This window comes from Rosenbergiella gaditana, from assembly GCF_018494065.1.
GTDB classification, from domain to species: domain Bacteria; phylum Pseudomonadota; class Gammaproteobacteria; order Enterobacterales; family Enterobacteriaceae; genus Rosenbergiella; species Rosenbergiella gaditana.
Window position 1 is genome coordinate 1 of the sequence record NZ_JABBFR010000012.1, and the last position, 20,310, is coordinate 20,310.

At 45.2% G+C, this 20,310-nt stretch carries 23 protein-coding genes and 3 pseudogenes; 13 read left to right on the forward strand and 13 right to left on the reverse strand.

What is annotated here, in order from left to right; translation table 11 throughout:
• Positions 1-127, forward strand: a 127-nt coding sequence (locus HH682_RS09720) for an IS1 family transposase (RefSeq protein WP_214237472.1), incomplete at its 5' end; no start/stop codon positions are given.
• Positions 128-248: 121 nt separating this feature from the next.
• Here the strand turns inward: HH682_RS09720 and HH682_RS09725 are convergent.
• The 3 genes and pseudogenes from HH682_RS09725 to HH682_RS09735 form a co-directional block, all read right to left on the reverse strand.
• Positions 249-815 (reverse strand): hypothetical protein, encoded by a 567-nt coding sequence (locus tag HH682_RS09725; RefSeq protein ID WP_214237373.1) that lies wholly within the window; start codon positions 813-815, stop codon positions 249-251.
• 1 nt (position 816) lies between these two features.
• Positions 817-1,260 (reverse strand): hypothetical protein, encoded by a 444-nt coding sequence (locus HH682_RS09730; RefSeq protein WP_214237374.1) that lies wholly within the window; start codon positions 1,258-1,260, stop codon positions 817-819.
• Positions 1,261-1,340: 80 nt separating this feature from the next.
• Positions 1,341-1,688, reverse strand: a pseudogene (locus HH682_RS09735) (site-specific integrase); the annotation flags it as partial.
• A 73-nt stretch (positions 1,689-1,761) separates the two neighbouring features.
• On the opposite strand from HH682_RS09735, the pseudogene HH682_RS09740 reads away from it, so the two are divergent.
• A pseudogene (locus HH682_RS09740) lies at positions 1,762-2,097 on the forward strand (IS1 family transposase); the annotation flags it as partial.
• A gap of 110 nt (positions 2,098-2,207) precedes the next feature.
• Here the strand turns inward: HH682_RS09740 and HH682_RS09745 are convergent.
• From HH682_RS09745 to nhaA, 4 genes are all read right to left on the reverse strand, one after another.
• Complete coding sequence (locus HH682_RS09745; protein WP_214237375.1) at positions 2,208-2,654, reverse strand: DUF943 family protein; 447 nt, start codon at positions 2,652-2,654, stop codon at positions 2,208-2,210.
• Positions 2,647-2,913, reverse strand: coding sequence for a DUF3289 family protein (locus tag HH682_RS09750; protein WP_250318652.1), 267 nt, complete (start codon positions 2,911-2,913; stop codon positions 2,647-2,649). The genes HH682_RS09745 and HH682_RS09750 overlap by 8 nt, the downstream gene beginning before the upstream one ends.
• Entirely contained in the window at positions 2,894-3,145 is a 252-nt protein-coding gene (locus HH682_RS09755) for a hypothetical protein (RefSeq protein ID WP_214237376.1), read from the reverse strand. The genes HH682_RS09750 and HH682_RS09755 overlap by 20 nt, the downstream gene beginning before the upstream one ends.
• Before the next feature lie 908 nt (positions 3,146-4,053).
• Positions 4,054-5,199: a Na+/H+ antiporter NhaA gene (nhaA, locus tag HH682_RS09760; RefSeq protein ID WP_214237377.1), complete on the reverse strand. Its 1,146-nt coding sequence runs from the start codon at positions 5,197-5,199 to the stop codon at positions 4,054-4,056.
• Positions 5,200-5,404: 205 nt separating this feature from the next.
• Here nhaA and HH682_RS09765 point away from each other — a divergent pair, with 205 nt between their 5' ends.
• Entirely contained in the window at positions 5,405-6,427 is a 1,023-nt protein-coding gene (locus tag HH682_RS09765; RefSeq protein ID WP_214237378.1) for a S66 family peptidase, read from the forward strand.
• A gap of 204 nt (positions 6,428-6,631) precedes the next feature.
• A pseudogene (locus HH682_RS09770) lies at positions 6,632-7,223 on the forward strand (recombinase family protein).
• 21 nt (positions 7,224-7,244) lie between these two features.
• Here HH682_RS09770 and HH682_RS09775 read toward each other — a convergent pair.
• The 4 genes from HH682_RS09775 to cysS all read right to left on the reverse strand — a co-directional run bounded on the left by HH682_RS09775 (position 7,245) and on the right by cysS (position 12,533).
• Positions 7,245-8,441, reverse strand: coding sequence for an aspartyl protease family protein (locus HH682_RS09775; RefSeq protein ID WP_214237379.1), 1,197 nt, complete (start codon positions 8,439-8,441; stop codon positions 7,245-7,247).
• A gap of 231 nt (positions 8,442-8,672) precedes the next feature.
• Positions 8,673-8,849, reverse strand: a complete 177-nt coding sequence (locus tag HH682_RS09780) for a hypothetical protein (RefSeq protein WP_214237380.1) — start codon at positions 8,847-8,849, stop codon at positions 8,673-8,675.
• 271 nt (positions 8,850-9,120) lie between these two features.
• Positions 9,121-10,851: a phosphoethanolamine transferase CptA gene (locus tag HH682_RS09785; RefSeq protein ID WP_214237381.1), complete on the reverse strand. Its 1,731-nt coding sequence runs from the start codon at positions 10,849-10,851 to the stop codon at positions 9,121-9,123.
• 302 nt (positions 10,852-11,153) lie between these two features.
• Positions 11,154-12,533, reverse strand: coding sequence for a cysteine--tRNA ligase (gene cysS, locus HH682_RS09790; RefSeq protein ID WP_214237382.1), 1,380 nt, complete (start codon positions 12,531-12,533; stop codon positions 11,154-11,156).
• A 207-nt stretch (positions 12,534-12,740) separates the two neighbouring features.
• Between cysS and ppiB the strand changes: the two genes are divergently transcribed.
• The 6 genes from ppiB to HH682_RS09820 all read left to right on the forward strand — a co-directional run bounded on the left by ppiB (position 12,741) and on the right by HH682_RS09820 (position 17,444).
• On the forward strand, positions 12,741-13,235 hold the full coding sequence (gene ppiB, locus HH682_RS09795) for a peptidylprolyl isomerase B (RefSeq protein WP_214237383.1): 495 nt from the start codon (positions 12,741-12,743) through the stop codon (positions 13,233-13,235).
• On the forward strand, positions 13,235-13,951 hold the full coding sequence (locus HH682_RS09800) for a UDP-2,3-diacylglucosamine diphosphatase (RefSeq protein ID WP_214237384.1): 717 nt from the start codon (positions 13,235-13,237) through the stop codon (positions 13,949-13,951). Before ppiB ends, HH682_RS09800 begins: the two co-directional genes overlap by 1 nt.
• A 108-nt stretch (positions 13,952-14,059) precedes the next feature.
• Entirely contained in the window at positions 14,060-14,569 is a 510-nt protein-coding gene (gene purE, locus HH682_RS09805) for a 5-(carboxyamino)imidazole ribonucleotide mutase (RefSeq protein ID WP_214237385.1), read from the forward strand.
• Entirely contained in the window at positions 14,566-15,627 is a 1,062-nt protein-coding gene (gene purK, locus HH682_RS09810) for a 5-(carboxyamino)imidazole ribonucleotide synthase (protein ID WP_214237386.1), read from the forward strand. The genes purE and purK overlap by 4 nt, the downstream gene beginning before the upstream one ends.
• Positions 15,628-15,725: 98 nt before the next feature.
• Positions 15,726-16,511, forward strand: coding sequence for an SDR family oxidoreductase (locus HH682_RS09815; protein WP_214237387.1), 786 nt, complete (start codon positions 15,726-15,728; stop codon positions 16,509-16,511).
• Between the two features lie 75 nt (positions 16,512-16,586).
• Complete coding sequence (locus HH682_RS09820) at positions 16,587-17,444, forward strand: thioredoxin family protein (protein ID WP_214237474.1); 858 nt, start codon at positions 16,587-16,589, stop codon at positions 17,442-17,444.
• Positions 17,445-17,448: 4 nt separating this feature from the next.
• Here the strand turns inward: HH682_RS09820 and cueR are convergent, their stop codons facing one another.
• Positions 17,449-17,856 (reverse strand): Cu(I)-responsive transcriptional regulator, encoded by a 408-nt coding sequence (gene cueR, locus HH682_RS09825; RefSeq protein ID WP_214237388.1) that lies wholly within the window; start codon positions 17,854-17,856, stop codon positions 17,449-17,451.
• A 93-nt stretch (positions 17,857-17,949) separates the two neighbouring features.
• Between cueR and HH682_RS09830 the strand changes: the two genes are divergently transcribed.
• Genes HH682_RS09830 through ybaK form a run of 3 tightly spaced genes read left to right on the forward strand, consistent with a single transcriptional unit; the run spans position 17,950 to position 19,443 of the window.
• Positions 17,950-18,153, forward strand: a complete 204-nt coding sequence (locus tag HH682_RS09830; RefSeq protein WP_214237389.1) for a cation transporter — start codon at positions 17,950-17,952, stop codon at positions 18,151-18,153.
• The gene (locus tag HH682_RS09835) at positions 18,146-18,967 is read left to right on the forward strand and encodes a TraB/GumN family protein (protein ID WP_214237390.1); all 822 of its coding nucleotides are present in this window, start codon (positions 18,146-18,148) and stop codon (positions 18,965-18,967) included. The genes HH682_RS09830 and HH682_RS09835 overlap by 8 nt, the downstream gene beginning before the upstream one ends.
• Complete coding sequence (ybaK, locus tag HH682_RS09840) at positions 18,964-19,443, forward strand: Cys-tRNA(Pro)/Cys-tRNA(Cys) deacylase YbaK (protein WP_214237391.1); 480 nt, start codon at positions 18,964-18,966, stop codon at positions 19,441-19,443. The genes HH682_RS09835 and ybaK overlap by 4 nt, the downstream gene beginning before the upstream one ends.
• On the opposite strand, the gene HH682_RS09845 is transcribed toward ybaK, so the two are convergent.
• A complete protein-coding gene (locus HH682_RS09845) occupies positions 19,440-20,306 on the reverse strand; it encodes a LysR family transcriptional regulator (RefSeq protein WP_214237392.1) in 867 nt (288 codons plus the stop codon). The genes ybaK and HH682_RS09845 overlap by 4 nt on opposite strands.
• Positions 20,307-20,310: the final 4 nt, after the last annotated feature.

Sequence of the window (20,310 nt, forward strand, 5' to 3'; positions counted from 1 at the left end):
AACAATCTGCTTCTCACGCACAATAGAGCGACATGAAAAAGTCATCGGGGCCTTCATTGAAAAATATATGTTCTACTCATTGGAGTCATTACCCGCAAAACGTCGAGATAGTGTTCACTCCCCCTAAAATGAGACAGCTATAATTCGACAGTCCAATATAGACGGTATGCATTCGGTGAACCGCTTGTTTTTTCAGCGATGAAAACATATTGACGGAACTGTCGGGGGACATTTCTCCCGGAAATGATTTATGGAAAAAATTCATGCAACATTTTTTCTTTACCCAACGTGAATATTAAGAAATCACTCTCTTTGAATTTATTTTCTTTGATGAGCTGGTGTTTTACTGTGTTAAATTTTTTTGTGTCGGTAAAGAAGAGTGCCGTTACATAATCTGAATCTATCAAATTCTGTTTTTCAGAAAGATGTACAACATCTTCGTAGCAACCTCTTTCCTTGCCTCCTAATCTTTGTGTTAACATGCATTGTGTCAGTAAATACGTGCGAATTGGTTTTTTTTCATAGAGAATCTTAAGGAAGTTAATTCCTTCTTTATAGTGTTTTTCGCCTATGAGACTATTAATATACATTAAAAGAATGTCGGTATTTTCGGGATGTTTTTTGCGAATTGAATTAATTTTTAAAAGGATTTCGGTACTCTGCCTGGAGTCAGCCATAACTAGTTTTTCAACTAAATGAGCTACCTCAGCTATAGGGCTGTTTTTGATTGAAAGAGGTTCAGGATAAGAATTTGTATAGCTGCACAGAAGAAAAAAAAGTGCCATTAATTTGAAAGGGGATAATATGGCTTTCATATTAAACCTGCTTGAATCTATTCAGTGAGATATAATGTGTTGCTTTCTTGGGGATTGGAGCTAGCGACCCCGTATATCCTGTGTTTAAAACGTATCCGGTTTCTATTTTTAAAACGGGCTGAATTTTTTTGCTCGATTTTATAGTAAACTGGGTGGCTCCAATAAGAATTTCATCCTGAGTGAGAGCAAAAGATCTATCTCTGGAATCTAAAACGTGCTTTTTATGATCGATATTATTTTCAACTGTGCACCAGGGTTTAATCGCGCCTGATCCGTAAGCTCTGGCTGCATTACATAACATCGATGCGGATAAAAATAACTTTTTTTCTTCTTTTACATCACTTTCAGTTACATTCAGAAGCAAAGTATAAGATGCATGTAAAGCACCGACCCCTTCGAGAGCCAAATAACCTAAAGTCGAAAACCTAAACGATTTTGTTGCCATTATATCCTCCTTGAAAAATCAATATAGCTCCTTGCGCCCCTTCCCTGAACGGTTATCCTCTGGAACGCCAAGGTTTAACTTTATGAATCTATGCCAATTTGTGCATTATGTGAACCTAAATTTGTTAAAGACATTAATTTCTCTTCCCATTGATCAATAATTTCACGTTTTTCTCTCAGGTAATCGTAACGATTATAGTGCTTGGTCGATACCCCCGGTTTTTTGTGATTTTGCAGCCGGTCGCGAATTTCTGAACTGATACCCATATTCCAGGCCAAAGTCTTAAACGTCCGTCTGATGTCACGAGGTGTGAAATTACTGAATCCGGTACGCTGGCAGAATTTTCGCAACTGCTTACTATACTCAGCAGACAGCAAATGGCCTTCTTTGGTATTGCCGTGGAATAGAAATGCCGCGTCTGGGTATTTTTAATGTTGGTTCAGTCTTACTTAATGTGGGTTCAAATCGTAATTTGGTTGGTTCACTTTTTGGGGTCAGCCCAAGCACTGGCTTTGGTACGCATACAACACTAAAACAAGTGGCATTCTGGCTTATACATTCGGACCACGGACGGATGGTACCTGTCGTGAACTTCTGGCCCTGCTCACTCCGTTTAATATCGGCATGATAACAAGCGATGACTGGGGACGTTATGCCAGAGAAGTACCAAAGGAGAAGCATCTGACAGGCAAACTATTCACTCAGCGTATTGAGCGTAACAATCTTACGCTAAGAACCCATATCAAGCGTTTAGCCCGAAAAACAATCTGCTTCTCACGCACAATAGAGCGACATGAAAAAGTCATCGGGGCCTTCATTGAAAAATATATGTTCTAATAATTGGAGTCATTATCCCCGTTCATCGAGCGTGAGCATTATGTACAATAACCGGATCTATATATTGAATACGTGACCTGTAATGATGATTAATGAAAAATTTCCTTTTTTTATTTTGGTATTACTCTGCCATTAGGATTTTGGATATACGTTTTATCGCCTATATTTATAAATGCGTCTCCATCGATGCTCCCTCTTACGATTAATGCTATGCTGTTATAAACACATTTATTATGCTCGCCATTGGTATCATCAAAGCAGGTATAGTCATCAATTGAACCATTTGTGGTTCCTTTTGGTAATTTTTCATAACCACTGAAATTCATGACGATTACTGTGAAGTTATCAGGAGTGTTGATAATATGATATTTATTCTGAATTGAGTCTTTGTTTTTCAACCACCAATTTAGTTTTCCATCCTTAGTCATCGGTAAATGTTCTACAAAAACCGCACCATTATCAACTCTGATTATTTTAGCTGGTCTTAGAGTAATCCATATGCAGTATGCTATTATTAAAAATACTAAAATTGCTCCAATCCTTTTATAGTTAAACATTGTTTTCTCCTGTCAATGTTATGGTTGCTTCGAAATTTGTGAAAAATGGCTTTTGAGCAACATCCTTAGCCCTCTGTAGAACGAACCATATTCTAAAGAAACTAATTGAGTTGAATTTAGCCTCTAAGATATCTTCTTTATCTAAGCCAAAATGGTCTTGTGCTCTATATTTGACAACCGCAGTATATTTATTGCCTTGGAAGGTCAAGCTTTCAATAGAAAATTCTGTGCTGTTTATGTCATGGACGGTGATTCCCATACCATTGAGGCTCTCCGCTTTTTGACGCTAAAAATAGTTCTCGGTGAAAGGTAATAAAATCTACCGTCTTAGCAAATCCTACCCCTAATAACCCCACCAAACTCCCCACAATTGCGGAGAGAAGTAATATTTTAATCGATGCGGTATCACGAGTTAACAGCCGATGCATAATTCGATGGCGTCGTCTGGCTCGACGACTTAAGGAATGTTGCTTAATTTTTGCTTTCCGCATCACTAATCCACATAAATTTATTATCTATCTGAACGATACGCTTATCCGTTGCAGATCAAAAGCAGTTGTTTTAATCAGTTCTACGCACTAATCAGCGCGATATGAAGAGAAGTGGGATAGCGTTAAATGCATCCAGTTTCTGACTATCGTAAAGCCCTAAATAAATTTCAACGAGAGGACTCACTGTCTTACTACCAATATAGTGCCCCGCCACAAAGATAGTACTGAATAAATTTTTTAGCGTTAAATTTAAGGCTTCAGATAATTTGCGCCATTTGTTATGTCACAGAGGTATTGCCAACGCTCCCGAGTAAAACACAGTATTGATTATTACTTATGCAGGAAACTTAAAAACGGCGCTATCCGTCCATGCCCACAGTCAAAAAATCCTACATTCACTGACTCAGACCGCATAATGCGGTCTTGTGTAGCATAAGCTATAGCCAAGTATTTCCCCTATACATTGCAGCAAGCACTGCCTCCCTGAGGGATTTGTGCTGGCTATCAGATTTGTATCGTTTAAATCTGGTAATAATTTATTAATCAACTATGGTTATCGACAGGGGAGATTACAATGCAAAAATGTCAGATATGTAACAGTAAAAAAGTCACAGCGTGTGGTGCACGAAGGCTAAACTCGTTATTTCAAACGAGTGATTTTACACATTCTCACTGCGGTAAACTCTCCGGGGGATTTATCCGTGCGATTTTCCCTATTGCCGAATCTGTAATGAGAAATATTGAACAGTTACTGGGAATTCACGCTTTTAGACCGGCTATAGTTACTGAGATCTCACCCTCTGACGACGTGATACTCCTGTGTCGGGCTTGCGGCCTTTGGTATAAACCACAGCATTGAAGACGCCTTCTTTAAGAAGGAGCCCTCGATACCGCCCCCCCGATCAGCGTTATGTTCTCCCATTGCGACGATAGGCCACTTTCAAGAGCACCACGCCAACCACTGCCGACAGTAATGAGCCGCCCAACACCCCTATTTTTACTTCGTCTAGCAGTAAGGGAGCATTTGGGAACGCAAGCCCACCAATAAATAAGCTCATGGTAAAACCAATTCCACATAGCATCGCTACGCCATAAAATTGTAGGTTGCTCGCGCCTTTAGGTAATTGCGCGACCCCAAATTTGATCAACAGAAAAGCAATCAGGCCAATCCCAAGCTGTTTACCAACAAATAACCCGAGCATAATACCGAGCGGTACTGCGCTGAATAACTGGTCAGTGGTTACATGGATAAAACTGACACCCGCATTCGCAAAACCAAAAATCGGGATAATCAAAAAGCTCACCCAAGGGGCAAGGCAGTGTTCAAGCTTGAGAAGGGGTGAGGCCTGCCCAAGTTTTTGCCCCGAGTGCGGAATACATAATGCGAGTATGACGCCTGCCACCGTCGCGTGGATCCCCGACTGATAAATGAAATACCACAATAATACACCTAAGGATAAGTAGAGGGGTAAGGCGATCACGCCACGCCGATTGAGTAACATCAAAATAATAACCGTTACTAAAGCGCCGCCAAGCATTTCACTATTAATCCCTGCTGTGTAAAACAACGCGATAATAATGACTGCCCCTAAATCATCAATGATTGCCAGTGCCGCTAAAAAAACTTTTAACGATGTCGGTACCTTGCTGCCAAGCAAAGATAATATCCCTAAAGAAAAGGCAATATCGGTTGCCGAGGGGATTGCCCAACCCGATAAGGTTTGGTGATCATGTCGATTAATCAGTAAATAGAGGGCAGCTGGAAACACCATTCCCCCCACCGCTGCCGCGCCTGGCAGAACACGTTGCGACCATTGTGCAAGCTGCCCGGTTAAGAACTCGCGTTTAATCTCTAAGCCAACCATTAAAAAGAATACGCTCATCAATACATCATTGACCCATTTTTCAATCGGCAAGCCGGCGATCGACGTGTGGATAAATGCAGAATAAACGTTTTCGCCGCCAGTATTACAGAGAATAATGGCCCCGAAAGAGGTGATAATAAGCAAAACCCCTGCCGCTAAGGGTGAATGCAAAAGCTTGTTCAAAGACATACAAAAATCCTAGGGTTAACAGTCCATGCTGAGGGCTAGTGTATAATAAACCGCGGGTTAGCACGATCATTGTCGGTAGGAATGAGTCATAACAAGAGCAGAGAATATTGATAAAAGCTATTCTTGCTATCATCAGGATATTTACAGTTAGCATTCCCTGCTTTATGGTTGAACCATCATCAGATTGGCGTTGAGGTTCTTTACAGTGAAAGCTCCCTCTCCTTTACTCGCTCCTCGATTAGCCTTGGGCGATACCATTGGTTTTTTCTCACCCTCCTCACCCGTGACGGTGAGCGCTCCAGAACGTTTTACCCGTGCTAAACATTTTCTAGAAAAAAAAGGCTTTTTACTTCACGCTGGGCGACTCACTGGGCAATCGGATTACTATCGTTCCGGCACAATTCAAGACAGAGCAGCAGAATTAAATCAGCTCATTCGTGACCCGAAAGTGCGTTGTATTATGTCCACCATCGGGGGTAACAATAGTAATGCCCTGCTACCGTACATTGATTACGATGCGTTGCGACAGGATCCAAAAATCATCATTGGCTACTCGGATGTCACAGCCCTGTTAGCAGGCATTTATGCAAAAACCGGCCTCATCACCTTTTATGGCCCAGCGCTGGTTGCCTCATTTGGTGAGTTAGCCCCTCTGGTTGAACACACCTACCATAGTTTTCACACTATTTGCCTCACCCAGCCCAAGCTACCTTACCCCTATTCGCTGCCGGAATATTGGACTGATGAGCGGTTAAACTGGGACCATATAGAAGCGGACAGAGGCAAAACACTCTATAAAAATCAGTGTGAGTTCATCGGCAGTGGCACTGTTCAAGGGCGGGTGCTGGGGGGAAATTTAAACACCTTATCGGGTATTTTTGGTACACCTTGGATGCCCAGCATCCATCATGGCGATATTCTGTTTATCGAAGATAGCCTCAAGAATATTGCTACGGTTGAACGTTCTTTTTCTCACCTTAAACTGAGTGGCATTTTCGATAAAGTCAGCGCAATTATACTCGGCAAACATGAGCAATTTGATGCGGCAGACAGTGGTCGGCAGCCTATTGATGTACTGCGAGAGGTGCTTGGTGGTCAAACTATCCCGATCGTTAATGGCTTCGATTGTTGCCATACCCACCCAATGCTCACCCTGCCCCTGGGGACGAAAATTAAGATTGATTTTGATCAGCGTTCGATCAGTCTTATCGAGCGTTATTTAACCTAGAATATTATTCTTAATGTGGATAATGAACCCGGTACTACTAGGGGGAGTGACCGGGTAACGGCGATAACTGCCAACTATTCTCCCCTCCAACTTCACGCATAAACGTTCGTTTATGTAACCATCCCCGTCCCAACGTAACGTTGCGGCCTTATACATTGCAAAAATGTATTGCAATATAAAATCAAATGGCAACAGGAAATCGCAATCACGCTCATCGGATACGCCCGGGTTTCGACACAGGAGCAGGAGACTCAGTCTCAGATATCAGCACTAAAGTCAGCCGGGTGTGAATTGAGATTCTAGGAGAAAGCTTCGGGAGGACGATGGGATCGACCCGAGCTACAACGTCTTTTGCAGCAGCTACGTAAAGGTGATCAGGTTATTGTATGGAAACTGGATCGTCTTTCCCGTTCTCTGAAGGATTTATTGTTGACGCTAGAGAAGATTGAAAACACGGGGGCTGATTTCCGCAGTATTACCGAAAATATTGACACATCCACTCCGGCAGGAAGGATGATGATGCAGATCGTTGGCTCCTTTGCTGAATTTGAACGCGCCATGCTTCGTGAACGGACAAAGAACGGGCTTGCGGCGGCACGCCAGGAAGGTCGGGTTGGCGGACGGCGCCCCAAATTAACGCCACAGCAGCAAAAAGAGATTATCTTGCTCGTCACGTCGGGCCATAAAACAGGCGCTGATGCCGCCCGCCTGTTCCGCGTTCACCCTTCCACCCGTTGTACGACTCCTAGCCAGACACCGCATGGGTGAAAGCATATCAACACAGGCACCATATTAATATGCTCAAATTAAGGTGCAATTACAAATGAACTTCCTGACGTTGAGTTTCTCGCTGGATTGTAAGTGTGAGTTTTCCCTTCGGGGTCAGTTCCAGTATTTCCCTGACCTTATCAATCTGTGTCGGAGGGTAAGCCGTACCGTTGATTTTTAGCAAAATATCTCCATTGCGTAGTCCGGTATTTTTTAAATTATCATCAGAATTATAAAAAATCTCTATATGCTGCCCTGTATAACGGATGGAGAGACTACGCTGCGAAGTTAGTCCATATCGTTCAATCGAAGACACATCATAGCAAAACATCATTCTGGACGGGATAAATGCATAACGTGTAAAACGCGACAAAAAATCCATTCCTACTGCATAAAGTTGGTTCGGGTTTTCTGATACCTTTAATTCACCCAGCGGCATATTACTGAACTTTAATCCCCTTAGAATATAAAGCGGAGTGTTATAATTACCAATAATATCTCCATTACGGGAGACTGGATTATCTAACACTAGAGTCCCTTTTTGTTTTTTTGCAAATTCTATAAACTCTTTACCTACATAGCTACCGCTGGCACCCGTATCTACGCGAAAACCTACATCGTCATTGCCATACGTAAGCCAGAGTAGTGGTGAGCGATTATAGCTGTCATCATAGCCCGTACACCGTTTCCAGTCGCGGGCAGAAGGAGCATCTTTGGTCAGTAACAGGCGTTTTTTGTTATTATCTACCTGCCAGTTTAATTTTCGAATTGTATCAATACCAATGACCCCGCTAATCTCGGTTCCCAGAGCCTGACTGAACAGAGTGGTGTCAGCGGCAATCCAGACATCGTTATCCCTAATTTCCTCACTGCCAATGAAAAATGGTACAGGCTTAACCAGCGTATAATGCTGTTGTTCAAGTACACCATTAACGGCAGTAATACCTGACAGTGCTTCGCGATAGTCTGGCGGTATTTCATCGGGCCGCATTGGTCGGGTCAACTTCTCAGCCAATTTTTTATCAATCACTGTAAGGCTAGCACCAGTGTCTACAATGAATTTATAATTTTTGCTTTTTATAGTGACAGGTATGATGAGGCTGGTTTCGAAATGCGTATCCAGTACGGGGACAGACTGTATTTCCCCTTCCTTATGACTGATTTGATGACTGACGCAGCCTCCAACACCAGAAATAAAAAATAATAACGCAATGACTGATAAGCGTTTTCTGCATGTCTGTTCCATGATCTACTTCCATTGTATGCTGAAGGGGCCAATAATGAAAAACTCAGGCCTCACGGAGCGCGGAATACCGTGATAACGAGACGAGTGAGGTTAGCAGCTTTCTGTTCCCCAAGGTATTGTCTTTAATAACAAAAAAATTCAGTGTCTTCAATATGTGAGTTTAGTCAGGGCATCCCCCAAAATCCTGCACGTGGCAATCTCGCTGAATTCAGAATTATATTTAAATTAACGTTATGGTAACACTGATAATGGCGCGGCAAAATGAAACGGAACTGGAATATTGATGAACTGGCAGAACACTGGACAATCCGTTAACGTTATGGGGAATTTTCCACAAGAGTCAGCAATACCGTCGAGGTTGGTATTACCTTTAAGTAGCCACTTGAAATAGCGAACTTCTCTGATCATCTCTAAGTCCCATGAACGATGTCATCGTTGATACAAAGTTCAGGATGTTGATAACAGGCACGATGATCGCCTTTAGTAATCAATAATTCACCAGACAGAACCAAGGGCGGTTCTACTCATTTTATGGTAAGCCTCTAAGCAACCAGATTTAGCTTATCAGTCTCAGTGTAAAAAAATAATCTGAGTTACATGTTAAGCGCGAATGAGCGGTATCTAGGAAACTGACTGAATTTTTTGTGAATGACTATCCCCCCGAAGGGGGATAGTTTTTTTACTGGTTACCGACTTGGTCACCGAAAGGTAAAGCGTCGTAATCTTGCAATCCATTCTTTTTATAAGGGTTACCGATCCAACGTGTCACTCTCACAAAGTCAGGACTGGTAATAGACCGCGTTGCATCATAGCCTTGATAGCTAAGTCCAGCGAGATCAGACCAGGTATGAATTAATTGTGAACTGCTGTATTGACGATTAATATCCGCCGAAAAATCACGCGGGTGAGCAGCTTGCCAAGAGGTGGACGTCCACAATAAGAAAGGAATTGTGTACATATGCCTGGTCGGTGTCTGTTCATTACGTCCCTGTGTCTGATGCGGCGGCGTATCATACACTTCCTCACCATGGTCAGAAAAGTACAGCAAGAAACCATTCGGATCAGTCGCCCGATAATCCTTGATAATCTGTGTCACCACTTTGTCGTTAAAGTGTTGAGCACTGTCATAATCATTATAGGTAGCCACTTGTTCCGGCGTTAGCCCTGCAGGCAGGTGCTGCGTATTGCCGTCAAACACACCTTCGTTTTCTGGATAGCGGAATTTGTATTTTATATGGGTGCCAAGTAGGTGGATAATAATAAACTTCTTCGGCGCCGGATCATTGAGCACTTTTTGGAATGGCCCCAGCACATTGGTGTCGTATTCACGCGCACTTTGCGTCCGTTGCTGATTCATGTAGTACTGCTGGTCGGTTTGTTTGGAAAACACAGTCAGCATCGTATTACGTTCTGTCATCGTTTGCTGATTGGTTATCCAGAACGTTTTATACCCTGCTTGTTTCATCATATTCATCAACGAAGGTTGAGTGAGATAACGATCAGGATATTGCTCATCCGCGAAGGTTAACGCTTGTTGTAGTATTTCAATCGTATACGGACGAGAAGTCACAACATTATTAAACACAGTTAACCGCGGATCGGTTTTATGCATATCGTCCAAACCTGGCGTCGTTTCACGCGGATAGCCATAAAGACTCATTCTGCCACGTTGCGTCGACTCACCAATGACTAACACTAAGGTACGAGGTGCATTGCCTGAACTGTCTTTTAAATCAGCTAAAGGGGGGAGCTGGTTATTTTTGCTAAGCAGCTTATCCATCTCTGTTAACTGTTGACGATATTGATAATACCCCGTCACAAACTGCCAAGGGGCAGCAGGTTCCATTCTTGATGCAAGACTATTTAATGTGTTGTCGAACGGTCGATGGTTGATCCCCGTATTGATTACGATGGGGTTCAAAATCAAACCATAAAGTAATCCAAAACTAACCACCCATCGCCAAACGTTAGGCAAATAAACCGGGCGTAAACGAGTCCATAAAAACAGGGCGATAAGCGTGTAAACCACCACTACTGCAATCATTTTCAGACTGAAATATTGGCTTAAATACTCACTTGCCTCATTAGCATTGGTTTCGAACATCACAAAAAGAACACTTTGTGAAAACTCTTGCCCATAAATCACATAATAGCCTAACGCGGCAACCGAGGCGGCCCACAGCACAATACCGATAAGCGCTGCCAGCACTTTCGTTAAGCGTGGAAAGAGCAGAATGGGAATCAACCATAACGAACTGAATAATAAAGAATCCCGTAATCCATTTGTTCCGCTATAGCCACTTGCGACAATCACAATCTGTAAAAAAGTTGAGAAAAACCAAAAGTAAATGAGCGCTATCCCCAATGCTTTCCAACTGAATTTGGGGGACGCAGACTGATTTATATCCATAAAGAGTCCTGTAAAAAGCAGCATAAGCCCTGTATGGCACGCTGACAGACAAAATAACGAAATAAGAATGAAAACACGCTAAGGGTATAAGATTATTCCGAGCATTAATATATTCGAAACGGTCTAGGGCATAAATTAACATCATCTATAATAATTTGTAGTGATGAGTATGAATAATTAAAACGAAAAGTGATGATGCGCACTATGGGTTGAGGAATTAACTCAAAACGTCGCGTTGAAGAAGGTGTAAACGGTGATTAATTAGCCATTCAAGAAGATTTCCCCTTGAATGGCTATGTCGATTATTGACGACGCCAGGTGGTACCTTGCGCGCCATCTTCAAGAACAATACCTAATGCATTCAATCTATCGCGCGCAATATCGGCTTGTGCCCAATCTTTCGTTTGACGTGCGTGATTGCGCATCGCAATCAGTGCCTCAATCTCCGCGACATCTTCATCTTGGATCCCTTGCTGTAAAAAGGTTTCCGGCGATTGTTGTAAAATACCGAGTACGGCCGCCAATTCTCTTAATTTTGCCGCAGCCGCATTTGCCCGCTGCATATCCTCATTTTTCAAGCGATTCACTTCACGCGCTAAATCGAATAGCACCGAATAGGCTTCAGGTGTATTGATGTCATCATCCATCGCTTCACGAAAACGCTGTTCATAGCCCGCATCAGCCATAGGGGTTGCTTGAGGATCCGTTCCGCGTAAGGCGGTATACAGGCGCTCCAAACTCGCCCGTGCTTGTTCCAAATTCTCTTGTCCATAATTCAACTGGCTACGGTAGTGTCCTGACATCAGAAAGTAACGCACAGTCTCCGCATCAAAGTGACGTAGCACATCCCGAACCGTGAAAAAATTACCTAGGGATTTAGACATCTTTTCACGATCGACCATCACCATGCCAGAATGCATCCAGTAGTTAACGTAAGGACCATCGTGTGCGCAGGTGGATTGCGCAATCTCATTTTCATGGTGGGGGAACATTAAATCGGATCCGCCGCCGTGAATATCAAAATGCGTGCCGAGCTGCTGGCAATTCATCGCAGAACATTCGATATGCCAACCTGGACGCCCTATCCCCCAAGGAGAATCCCAACCTGGTTCATTCGGTTTAGCCATTTTCCACAGCACGAAGTCCATTGGATTCTTTTTAACTTCGGCTACTTCGACCCGCGCACCGGCTTGCAATTGCTCAAGATCTTGACGAGACAGGATGCCATACTGTTTGTTGGTCATCACATCAAACATCACATCGCCATTATCTGCGACATAAGCGTGACCGCGTGCCAGCAGTGTTTCGGTTAAGGTGATAATATCACCAATATGCTTAGTTGCTCGCGGTTCGCTATCTGGAGGGAGAATATTGAGTGCAGCGAAATCCTTGTGCATCTCCGCAACCATCCGGTCGGTCAGTTGCTCGATCGTTTCGTTATTTTGATTAGCACGCTTGATGATCTTATCATCAACGTCGGTGATATTGCGTACATAATTAAGCTGATAGCCGCTATAACGTAGATAACGTGAAATTACATCAAACGCCACAAAAGTGCGACCATGCCCGATATGACACAGGTCATAAACCGTAATGCCACAGACATACATTCCAACTTTACCCGCATGAATTGGCGTGAAAGTTTCTTTTTGTCGACTTAGCGTGTTAAAAATTTTCAGCATGTAACTCTTCCGTATTGATGTGTCGCGACTTTTTTGCGTATTGTGCCGTATTTTTATTCCTCAAGCGAATGAATGCAAGCCCTCTCACCTCGACTTGGACAATACTGACGTAATGCATCAATTTATGTTATAAAATAGGGTCTCTGGCGGGACAAACCGCTGGAGAAAATTAGCAAGTAGTCATTTTAACCCTGACAGGAAATCATTATGGTCACCTTCCAAACGAATTTTGGCGATATCGTCATCAAAACTTTTGATGAGCAAGCACCAGAGACAGTAAAAAACTTTCTAAGCTACTGCGGCGAAGGGTTTTACGACAACACCATTTTCCACCGTGTAATCAATGGCTTTATGATCCAAGGCGGCGGATTTGAACCTGGTATGCAACAGAAAAATACCAAAGCAGAAATTCGTAATGAAGCTAACAATGGCCTAAAAAACACCCGTGGTACGTTAGCGATGGCGCGTACTTCCGCACCTCACTCCGCCACTGCACAGTTTTTTATCAACGTTGCAGACAACGATTTCCTCAACTTCCGTGACGAAAGCGTTCAAGGCTGGGGATACTGCGTGTTCGCTGAAGTTATCGAAGGTATGGACGTGGTTGAGAAAATCAAAGCCGTTTCAACGGGTCGCAGCGGTATGCATCAAGACGTACCTAAAGAAGATGTTGTGATTCAAAAAGCGATCGTGACCGAGTAATGTCACGAATCCTGTTTATCGCAGATCTTCATCTGTGTCAGGAAGAACCGGCAATTACTGCCGGTTTTCTGCATTTTCTCTCCGAACAAGCCTTAGACTGCAGTGAACTCTATATTTTGGGGGATCTATTCGAAGCTTGGATCGGGGATGATGACCCCGCCCCACTCCACCAGCAAATTGCCCAGGCTATTGCTGCGTTACCCATCCCCGTTTATTTTATCCATGGGAACCGTGACTTTTTAGTCGGTGAACAGTTTGCCCATCAAGCCGGTATGCAACGACTTCCCGAAGAGGTTGTGCTTGAGCGTTTTGGTCAACGTCTGGTCATCATGCACGGCGATACTCTCTGTACCGATGATGTGGGCTATCTAAAATTTCGTAAAAAAGTTCATACGCCATGGATCCAATGGCTCTTTTTACGTCTTCCTCTCGCATTACGACTTGGTATCGCTGCAAAAATGCGTCAAAGCAGCCAACACGCTAACCAACATAAAACAATGGCCGTGATGGATGTGAATCAACACGCGGTGATCGAGGTCCTTAACCGTCATCAGGCAACGTTACTGGTGCACGGTCATACTCATCAGCCCGCTATCCATTCAGTCACAGAGGTTTCCCCGTCAGCACAACGGGCGGTACTGGGTGCTTGGCACCATGAGGGATCGATGATCGAGTGGACAGAAAAAGGGTTAACGCTTAGTCATTTTCCTTGGTAATAATACCACGCAACCGTTTTCCTCCCCGAATTGACATGCTATTCTTGCGCCCTAATTATCGCGAGTCATACAAGCTTGTGTAGGTTTTAGGATCGAGGAGTTGAGTTCATGTCGTTAAGTTCTGCCCCCGCCAAAGTAGCAATAGTAATGGGTTCAAAAAGTGACTGGGCTACAATGCAGTCTGCCGCAGAGGTATTAACAGAGCTAGGAATTGCCCACCATGTGGAAGTGGTTTCCGCCCACCGTACCCCCGATAAACTCTTTAGTTTTGCAGAGAACGCTCAACAACAAGGTTTTGCTATTATCATTGCAGGCGCAGGCGGCGCAGCGCACCTTCCCGGTATGTTAGCGGCTAAAACCTTAGTGCCTGTCTTAGGTGTCCCAGTACAAAGCGCTGCCTTAAGTGGTATCGACAGCCTTTACTCCATTGTACAAATGCCTAAGGGAATTCCGGTAGGAACCTTAGCGATTGGTAAAGCCGGTGCAGCGAATGCAGCCCTCCTAGCCGCACAAATTCTTGCCTTGCATGACTCGGTTCTCGCTTCACGTTTGACAGAGTGGCGACATCAGCAAACTGATGCGGTGCTTCAAAATCCTGATCCGCGGGAGGACGTATGAAGTCGGTATGCGTGCTCGGAAATGGTCAGTTGGGCCGAATGCTGCGCCAAGCGGGCGAACCCTTAGGAATTTCCGTCTATCCCGTTGGGATTGATGCCAATCCTGATGAACTTCCGATTAAGCAAAGTATTATTACCGCTGAAATCGAGCGTTGGCCACAAACGCCTCTTACCCGTGAGCTAGCCTCCCACGATGCTTTTATCAATCGTGATATTTTTCCTCGCTTAGCTGACCGTCTGCCTCAGAAACAATTACTTGATCAACTTGGCTTAGCCACTGCCCCTTGGCAACTCCTGCGCTCTGCCGAGCAATGGCCAGTAATTTTTTCACATTTTGGTGAACTCGCCATTATTAAGCGCCGTACTGGCGGCTATGATGGCCGAGGCCAATGGCGACTAACAGCACAGACCACTGCCGAACTGCCGAGCGATTGCTATGGCGAATGCATTGTTGAACAAGCGATAGACTTTAAGGGTGAACTTTCACTGGTCGGTGCAAGAAACGCCGCGGGAGAGATCGTTTTTTATCCAGTCACACACAACCTACACCAACAGGGTATTCTCTTTGCGAGTGTCGCCCATCCACAGGCAAACTCTGCGCATCAGCAACAAGCCGAAGCGATGCTGACCGCAATTCTGACTGAATTGAATTATGTTGGCGTGATGGCCATGGAATGCTTTGTCACAGACGACGGGTTATTAATTAATGAATTAGCCCCACGCGTCCACAATAGCGGACATTGGACACAGAATGGCGCATCGATCAGCCAATTTGCTCTGCATCTGCGTGCTATCTGTGGTTTACCTCTGCCACGCCCCGTGGTGGAATCCCCCGCGGTGATGATTAACCTGATTGGCTGCGAGCTCGATTACCGCTGGCTAGCCGACCCGCTTATACACTTGCACTGGTACGACAAAGACGTTCGTGCGGGTCGTAAAGTAGGCCACTTAACGCTTTGCAGTGCAAACAGGGGTGCCTTGCATCAGAGCTTAACGCACCTCAGTACGTTACTACCTGCCGAATATGCCCCTGCAATTTCGTGGGCGAAAGACCAATAGTCAATCCTTGCTGGGGCTAATCCCCCAGCATTACTGGTACTTATCCCTCTCTCTATGCTAGCGTAGAATACCTCTTATCATCGTGAGCCATAGAACCTGTGCAAAAAAACATCCTTATTACTGGCTGCTCAAGTGGCATCGGCCTGATTAGCGCCCTCGACCTTAATCAGCGTGGGTATCGTATTATCGCTGGGTGTCGAAAACCCGACGATCTGGTACGACTCAATGCGTTGGGATTAACAGCAATACAGATTGATATGGATGATCCAGCCTCTATTGAGCAGGCCATTGAAAACGTTCACACACTGACCGAGGGAAAATTGTTTGCCCTCTTTAATAACGCAGGTTATGGCCAATATGGTCCTTTAACGACCATTAGCCGACAGCAAATGGAGCGGCAATTTTCGACCAATTTCTTCGGCGTTCATCAGCTCACCCTCGGCCTACTCCCGCTACTGCGTGCGAATGGTACCGCACGGATCGTGAATACAAGCTCAGTGATGGGCTTTATTGCAACACCGGGACGCGGTGCCTATGCCGCCAGTAAATATGCATTGGAGGCGTGGACCGATACCCTACGGATGGAGCTGGCTAATGAACCGATTTATGTGAGTTTGCTAGAACCCGGGCCGATAACGACGGCTTTTTCAAGTAATGTCCATCAAGGCGATGACGCCAATCCGGTTGAAAATCCAGGGATAGCGGCAAGATTCGCCCTCCCCCCTGAAGCGTTGCTTCCCAAAATTCGTCACGCGCTAGAGAGCCGTTCACCGCAACATCGCTATCCGGTCACCTTGGTGACTCACGCTATGGCCATCGCAAAACGCCTTTTACCCAGTTGCCTGATGGATATGATTCTTAATAATCGCACGAAGAAATCGTGAGTTTACCTTGAAGCTGGACGCAAACATCCCCATGTTTAGCATCAAGCGAAGAGTTAATAGATGAGGAATATTATGATGTCACCCCAGGCTTCGATTATCGAGATCGACGAGAGCAATCTTCAACAAGTATTAGAACAATCGACCCACGTGCCGGTAGTCTTTTACTTTTGGTCTGAACGCAGTCAGCATTGCCTAGAGCTTACCCCTGTATTAGAAAAACTGGCCAATGAGTACGCGGGACAATTTATATTAGCGCGCCTCGACTGTGATCTGCAGCAACATATTGCTAGCCAGTTTGGACTGCGTGCCATTCCCACCGTCTATCTCTTCCAAAATGGCCAACCGGTGGATGGATTCCAAGGGCCACAACCTGAAGCCGCTATTCGCGAACTTCTCGCCAAAGTCTTACCCCGCGAAGAAGAACTGAAAGTGCAACAAGCGCAAGCCCTGTTAGCCGAAGATAAACCTCTGGATGCACTGCCATTGCTTCGTGATGCGTGGCAACTGAGTGAAAAGAATAGCGAGATTGGCTTTATCTATGCCAAAACGCTACTCGACCTTAATCGCAGTGAAGAAGCCGAAGAAGTGTTAAAAAATGTCCCCTTGCAGGATCAAGATAGCCGCTATCAAGGACTTCTTGCGCAAATTGATCTCCTCAAGCAAGCCGCTGACTCGCCGGAAATTCAACAGCTCCAGGCCGAACTCGCCACCGATCCTGAGAATGCTACGGTGGCTAATCACCTCGCCATTCAGTTACAGCAAGTAGGACGTCATGAAGAAGCTTTAGAATTATTGTTTACCCTGCTGCGCAAAGACCTTAGCTGTGGTGAAGGTCAAGTGAGAAATACCTTCCAAGAAATTCTTGCCGCATTAGGCACGGGCGATGCGTTGGCCACACGTTATCGTCGACAGCTTTATTCTCTGCTTTACTAAGCTGCTAAGGGTTGTCTATCTGGCAACCCTTTGTCCATCCAGAAATAATAGGACACGCTGCATTGTCATCCCCTGGGCAATGCGCGGCGAGACGAATTAACTGCTCCCGCATCTGGGTGATTTCGGCTAGCTGGCGAGTCAGTTGCTCGATTTTTTGCAGCGTTCTGGCTTTAATATCCGCGCTGCGGCGGTGAGGATCATGGTAAAGTCCAACTAATTCGCGACACTCCTCCAAAGAAAATCCAGCGGCCTTAGCTTGTCTAATCAAGGTCAACTCTTCAATGTGCTGCTCATGATAGTCTCGGTAGCCATTTAGGGATCGTGGTGGTGGAGTGAATAACCCTCTGTCCTCGTAGAAGCGTATGGCTTTACTGGTCAATCCTGTCCGCTGTGCTGCTTGGCTAATATTCATTTTTTTACTCTTGGATTAGTGTGCAAGACTTGACCTCCCCCTAAGGATAAGGTCTACACTACAAACTCTATACCCTCTGAATTAGGAGCGACGATGTCTACAACATTACAATTCACTCTCAGTGGTCTATCTTGCAATCATTGTGTCTCACAAGTTAAAAAGATACTCGAACAACGCTCTGATGTCACCTCAGCGCAAGTGAGCATTAACCACGCCGCGGTGGTCACCACGGCAGCGCCAGAAGTGTTAATCGATGTGATTAGCGATGAAGGTTACCAAGCCCATCTCGATGACTAAGCCTCATTTTTTGGCAAAAATTCGCCAGTGGCTCAGGCCAAACCGCGAATGGCTTTCCCTCACCTGTTCGTCAGGGGAAAGAGAATTTATCTTAGTCGGGAGTATCCATATGGGGGTGCCGGCCATGGCCCCCCTTCCGGGTGGACTGCGAAAAGCGCTCTCGCAGTGTCACGCATTGGTTGTCGAAGCGGATATCACTTATACGCAAGCTCCTAAAGTCGAGTCTTCTACGCAAGCTCCTCCTCTACAGCAGGTATTAACCTCTGAGCAGTGGCAAATGTTCGATGCCGCCTGCCAAGAGTGTCATCTTGATGCCCAAATGCTTGCACAGTTCCCCGCGTGGCAAATCGGCCTGACTTTGCAGCAAAAACAGGCTTATTTATTGGGGCTACGCCCTGAGTTTGGTATCGATCACCAGCTCTTGACTCTTGCCCACGACGCCAATCAGCAGGTCATTGCCTTGGAAAGTCAGCAGCAGCAGCTCGATCTATTGACCACCCTTCCTGACCATGGCCTCAATTTACTGTTGGATAGTCTGACGCACTGGCGCAGCAATGCCCGGCAACTTCAAAAAATGATCGATTGGTGGCTATCGAAAAGCCAACAACCTTATTCGTCGTTACCTGAGTTATCGCGAAGTTTCGGTAATGATTTACAACATACTTTTATTACTCAACGTAATAAACAGTGGGCAAGACATCTGCTTGCACTGCCAGCAGGACGCTATCTCGTCGCCGTGGGCGCATTACACCTAAGTGGCCCAGAAAATTTGATTGACCTTCTCACCTCTTCTTATGCCAGAGAGCCACTATGACACCTGCTATCCTACAACTCGATAAAGCACATATCACTTACCAACAACACAGCTACGATCATGATCCTAATGAGACACATTTTGGTGAAGAGGCCGTTGAAAAGTTAGGATTAGTGGCGTCGAGTGTCTTTAAAACCTTATTGGTCGCGATGAACGGCGATAATAAGCAGTTGGCGGTGGCGGTGACGCCGGTATCAAGTCAGCTTGACTTAAAAAAGGTTGCCAAGGCATTGCAATGTAAGAAAGTCGATATGGCCGATCCGCTTATAGCTGAGCGGACTACTGGGTATAAAGTCGGCGGGATCAGTCCTATCGGTCAAAAAAAACGATTACCCACCTTGATAGACAGTAGTGCTGAAGAGTTACCCAAGATCTATATTTCCGGCGGAAAACGCGGGCTGGATATCAGCCTTTCACCGCAAGACTTGGCCTCCCTACTCCGTGCCCACTTTGTGGCTATTGCACGTGACCGCTAATCTTTCGCCGCAGTAAGTTGATCGACCATCCATAAGCAGGCTGGGCCTAACGTATGGCGGGCTGACCAAATAATGTCTAGGTTAATTTTTTGCGGCCAGCCAGCTAAGGGGAGTAATGTTAAACTATCATTTCCGAAATAGTCCACCATCCAACAGGGAAGTTTCGCCCAGCCAAAACCTTGCTGTGCCATATCCAGTAAAAGAATATAGGAAGAGGCCGACCAAACAAGTCCCTCACTACGTTGGATCCCCGCACGACTCCAAGTATTAAGCTGTAATTGACGTATTCCCTTCAGATCGTCAAGTGTTAATGTCGATTGCTGACAGAGGGGGTGGTCTTTAGACAAGTAGATTCCGGTATGCCCGGAAATCGCTAAACTTCGGCTAACCAGTTCAGTCGGAAGATGCGGTTGCTTAGTAATCAACCCTAGTTGCGCCCGACCGCTTTTTAGTAACTCAATAACATCTTCATTTTCAGCAATTAAGCACTCGAATTCGACTTCAGTAAACATCTGAGCAAATTGACTTAATAATCGATCATGGTGACCAGCCGGCCAATGGTCAGAAATCGCTAATGTCACACGTGGTTCAATGCCTTGAGCCAGGCGCAAGGCCACATCATCAAGGCGTCGGTTTGCCGCTAAAATGTCCCGTACTTGGGCTAATACTCTCCGTCCCTCTTCTGTCAGCACTAAATGCCTTGAGGTACGTTCGAAAAGCGCAAACCCGAGGTGGTCCTCTAGGCTGGATACGGCCACACTGATGGTTGATTGACTTTTTCCTAGCGCACGGGCAGCTCCTGAAAAGGATCTGCTTGCAACAGATTGAACAAAGGCTTCCAGAGATTCGGGGGAGTAATACATCGTT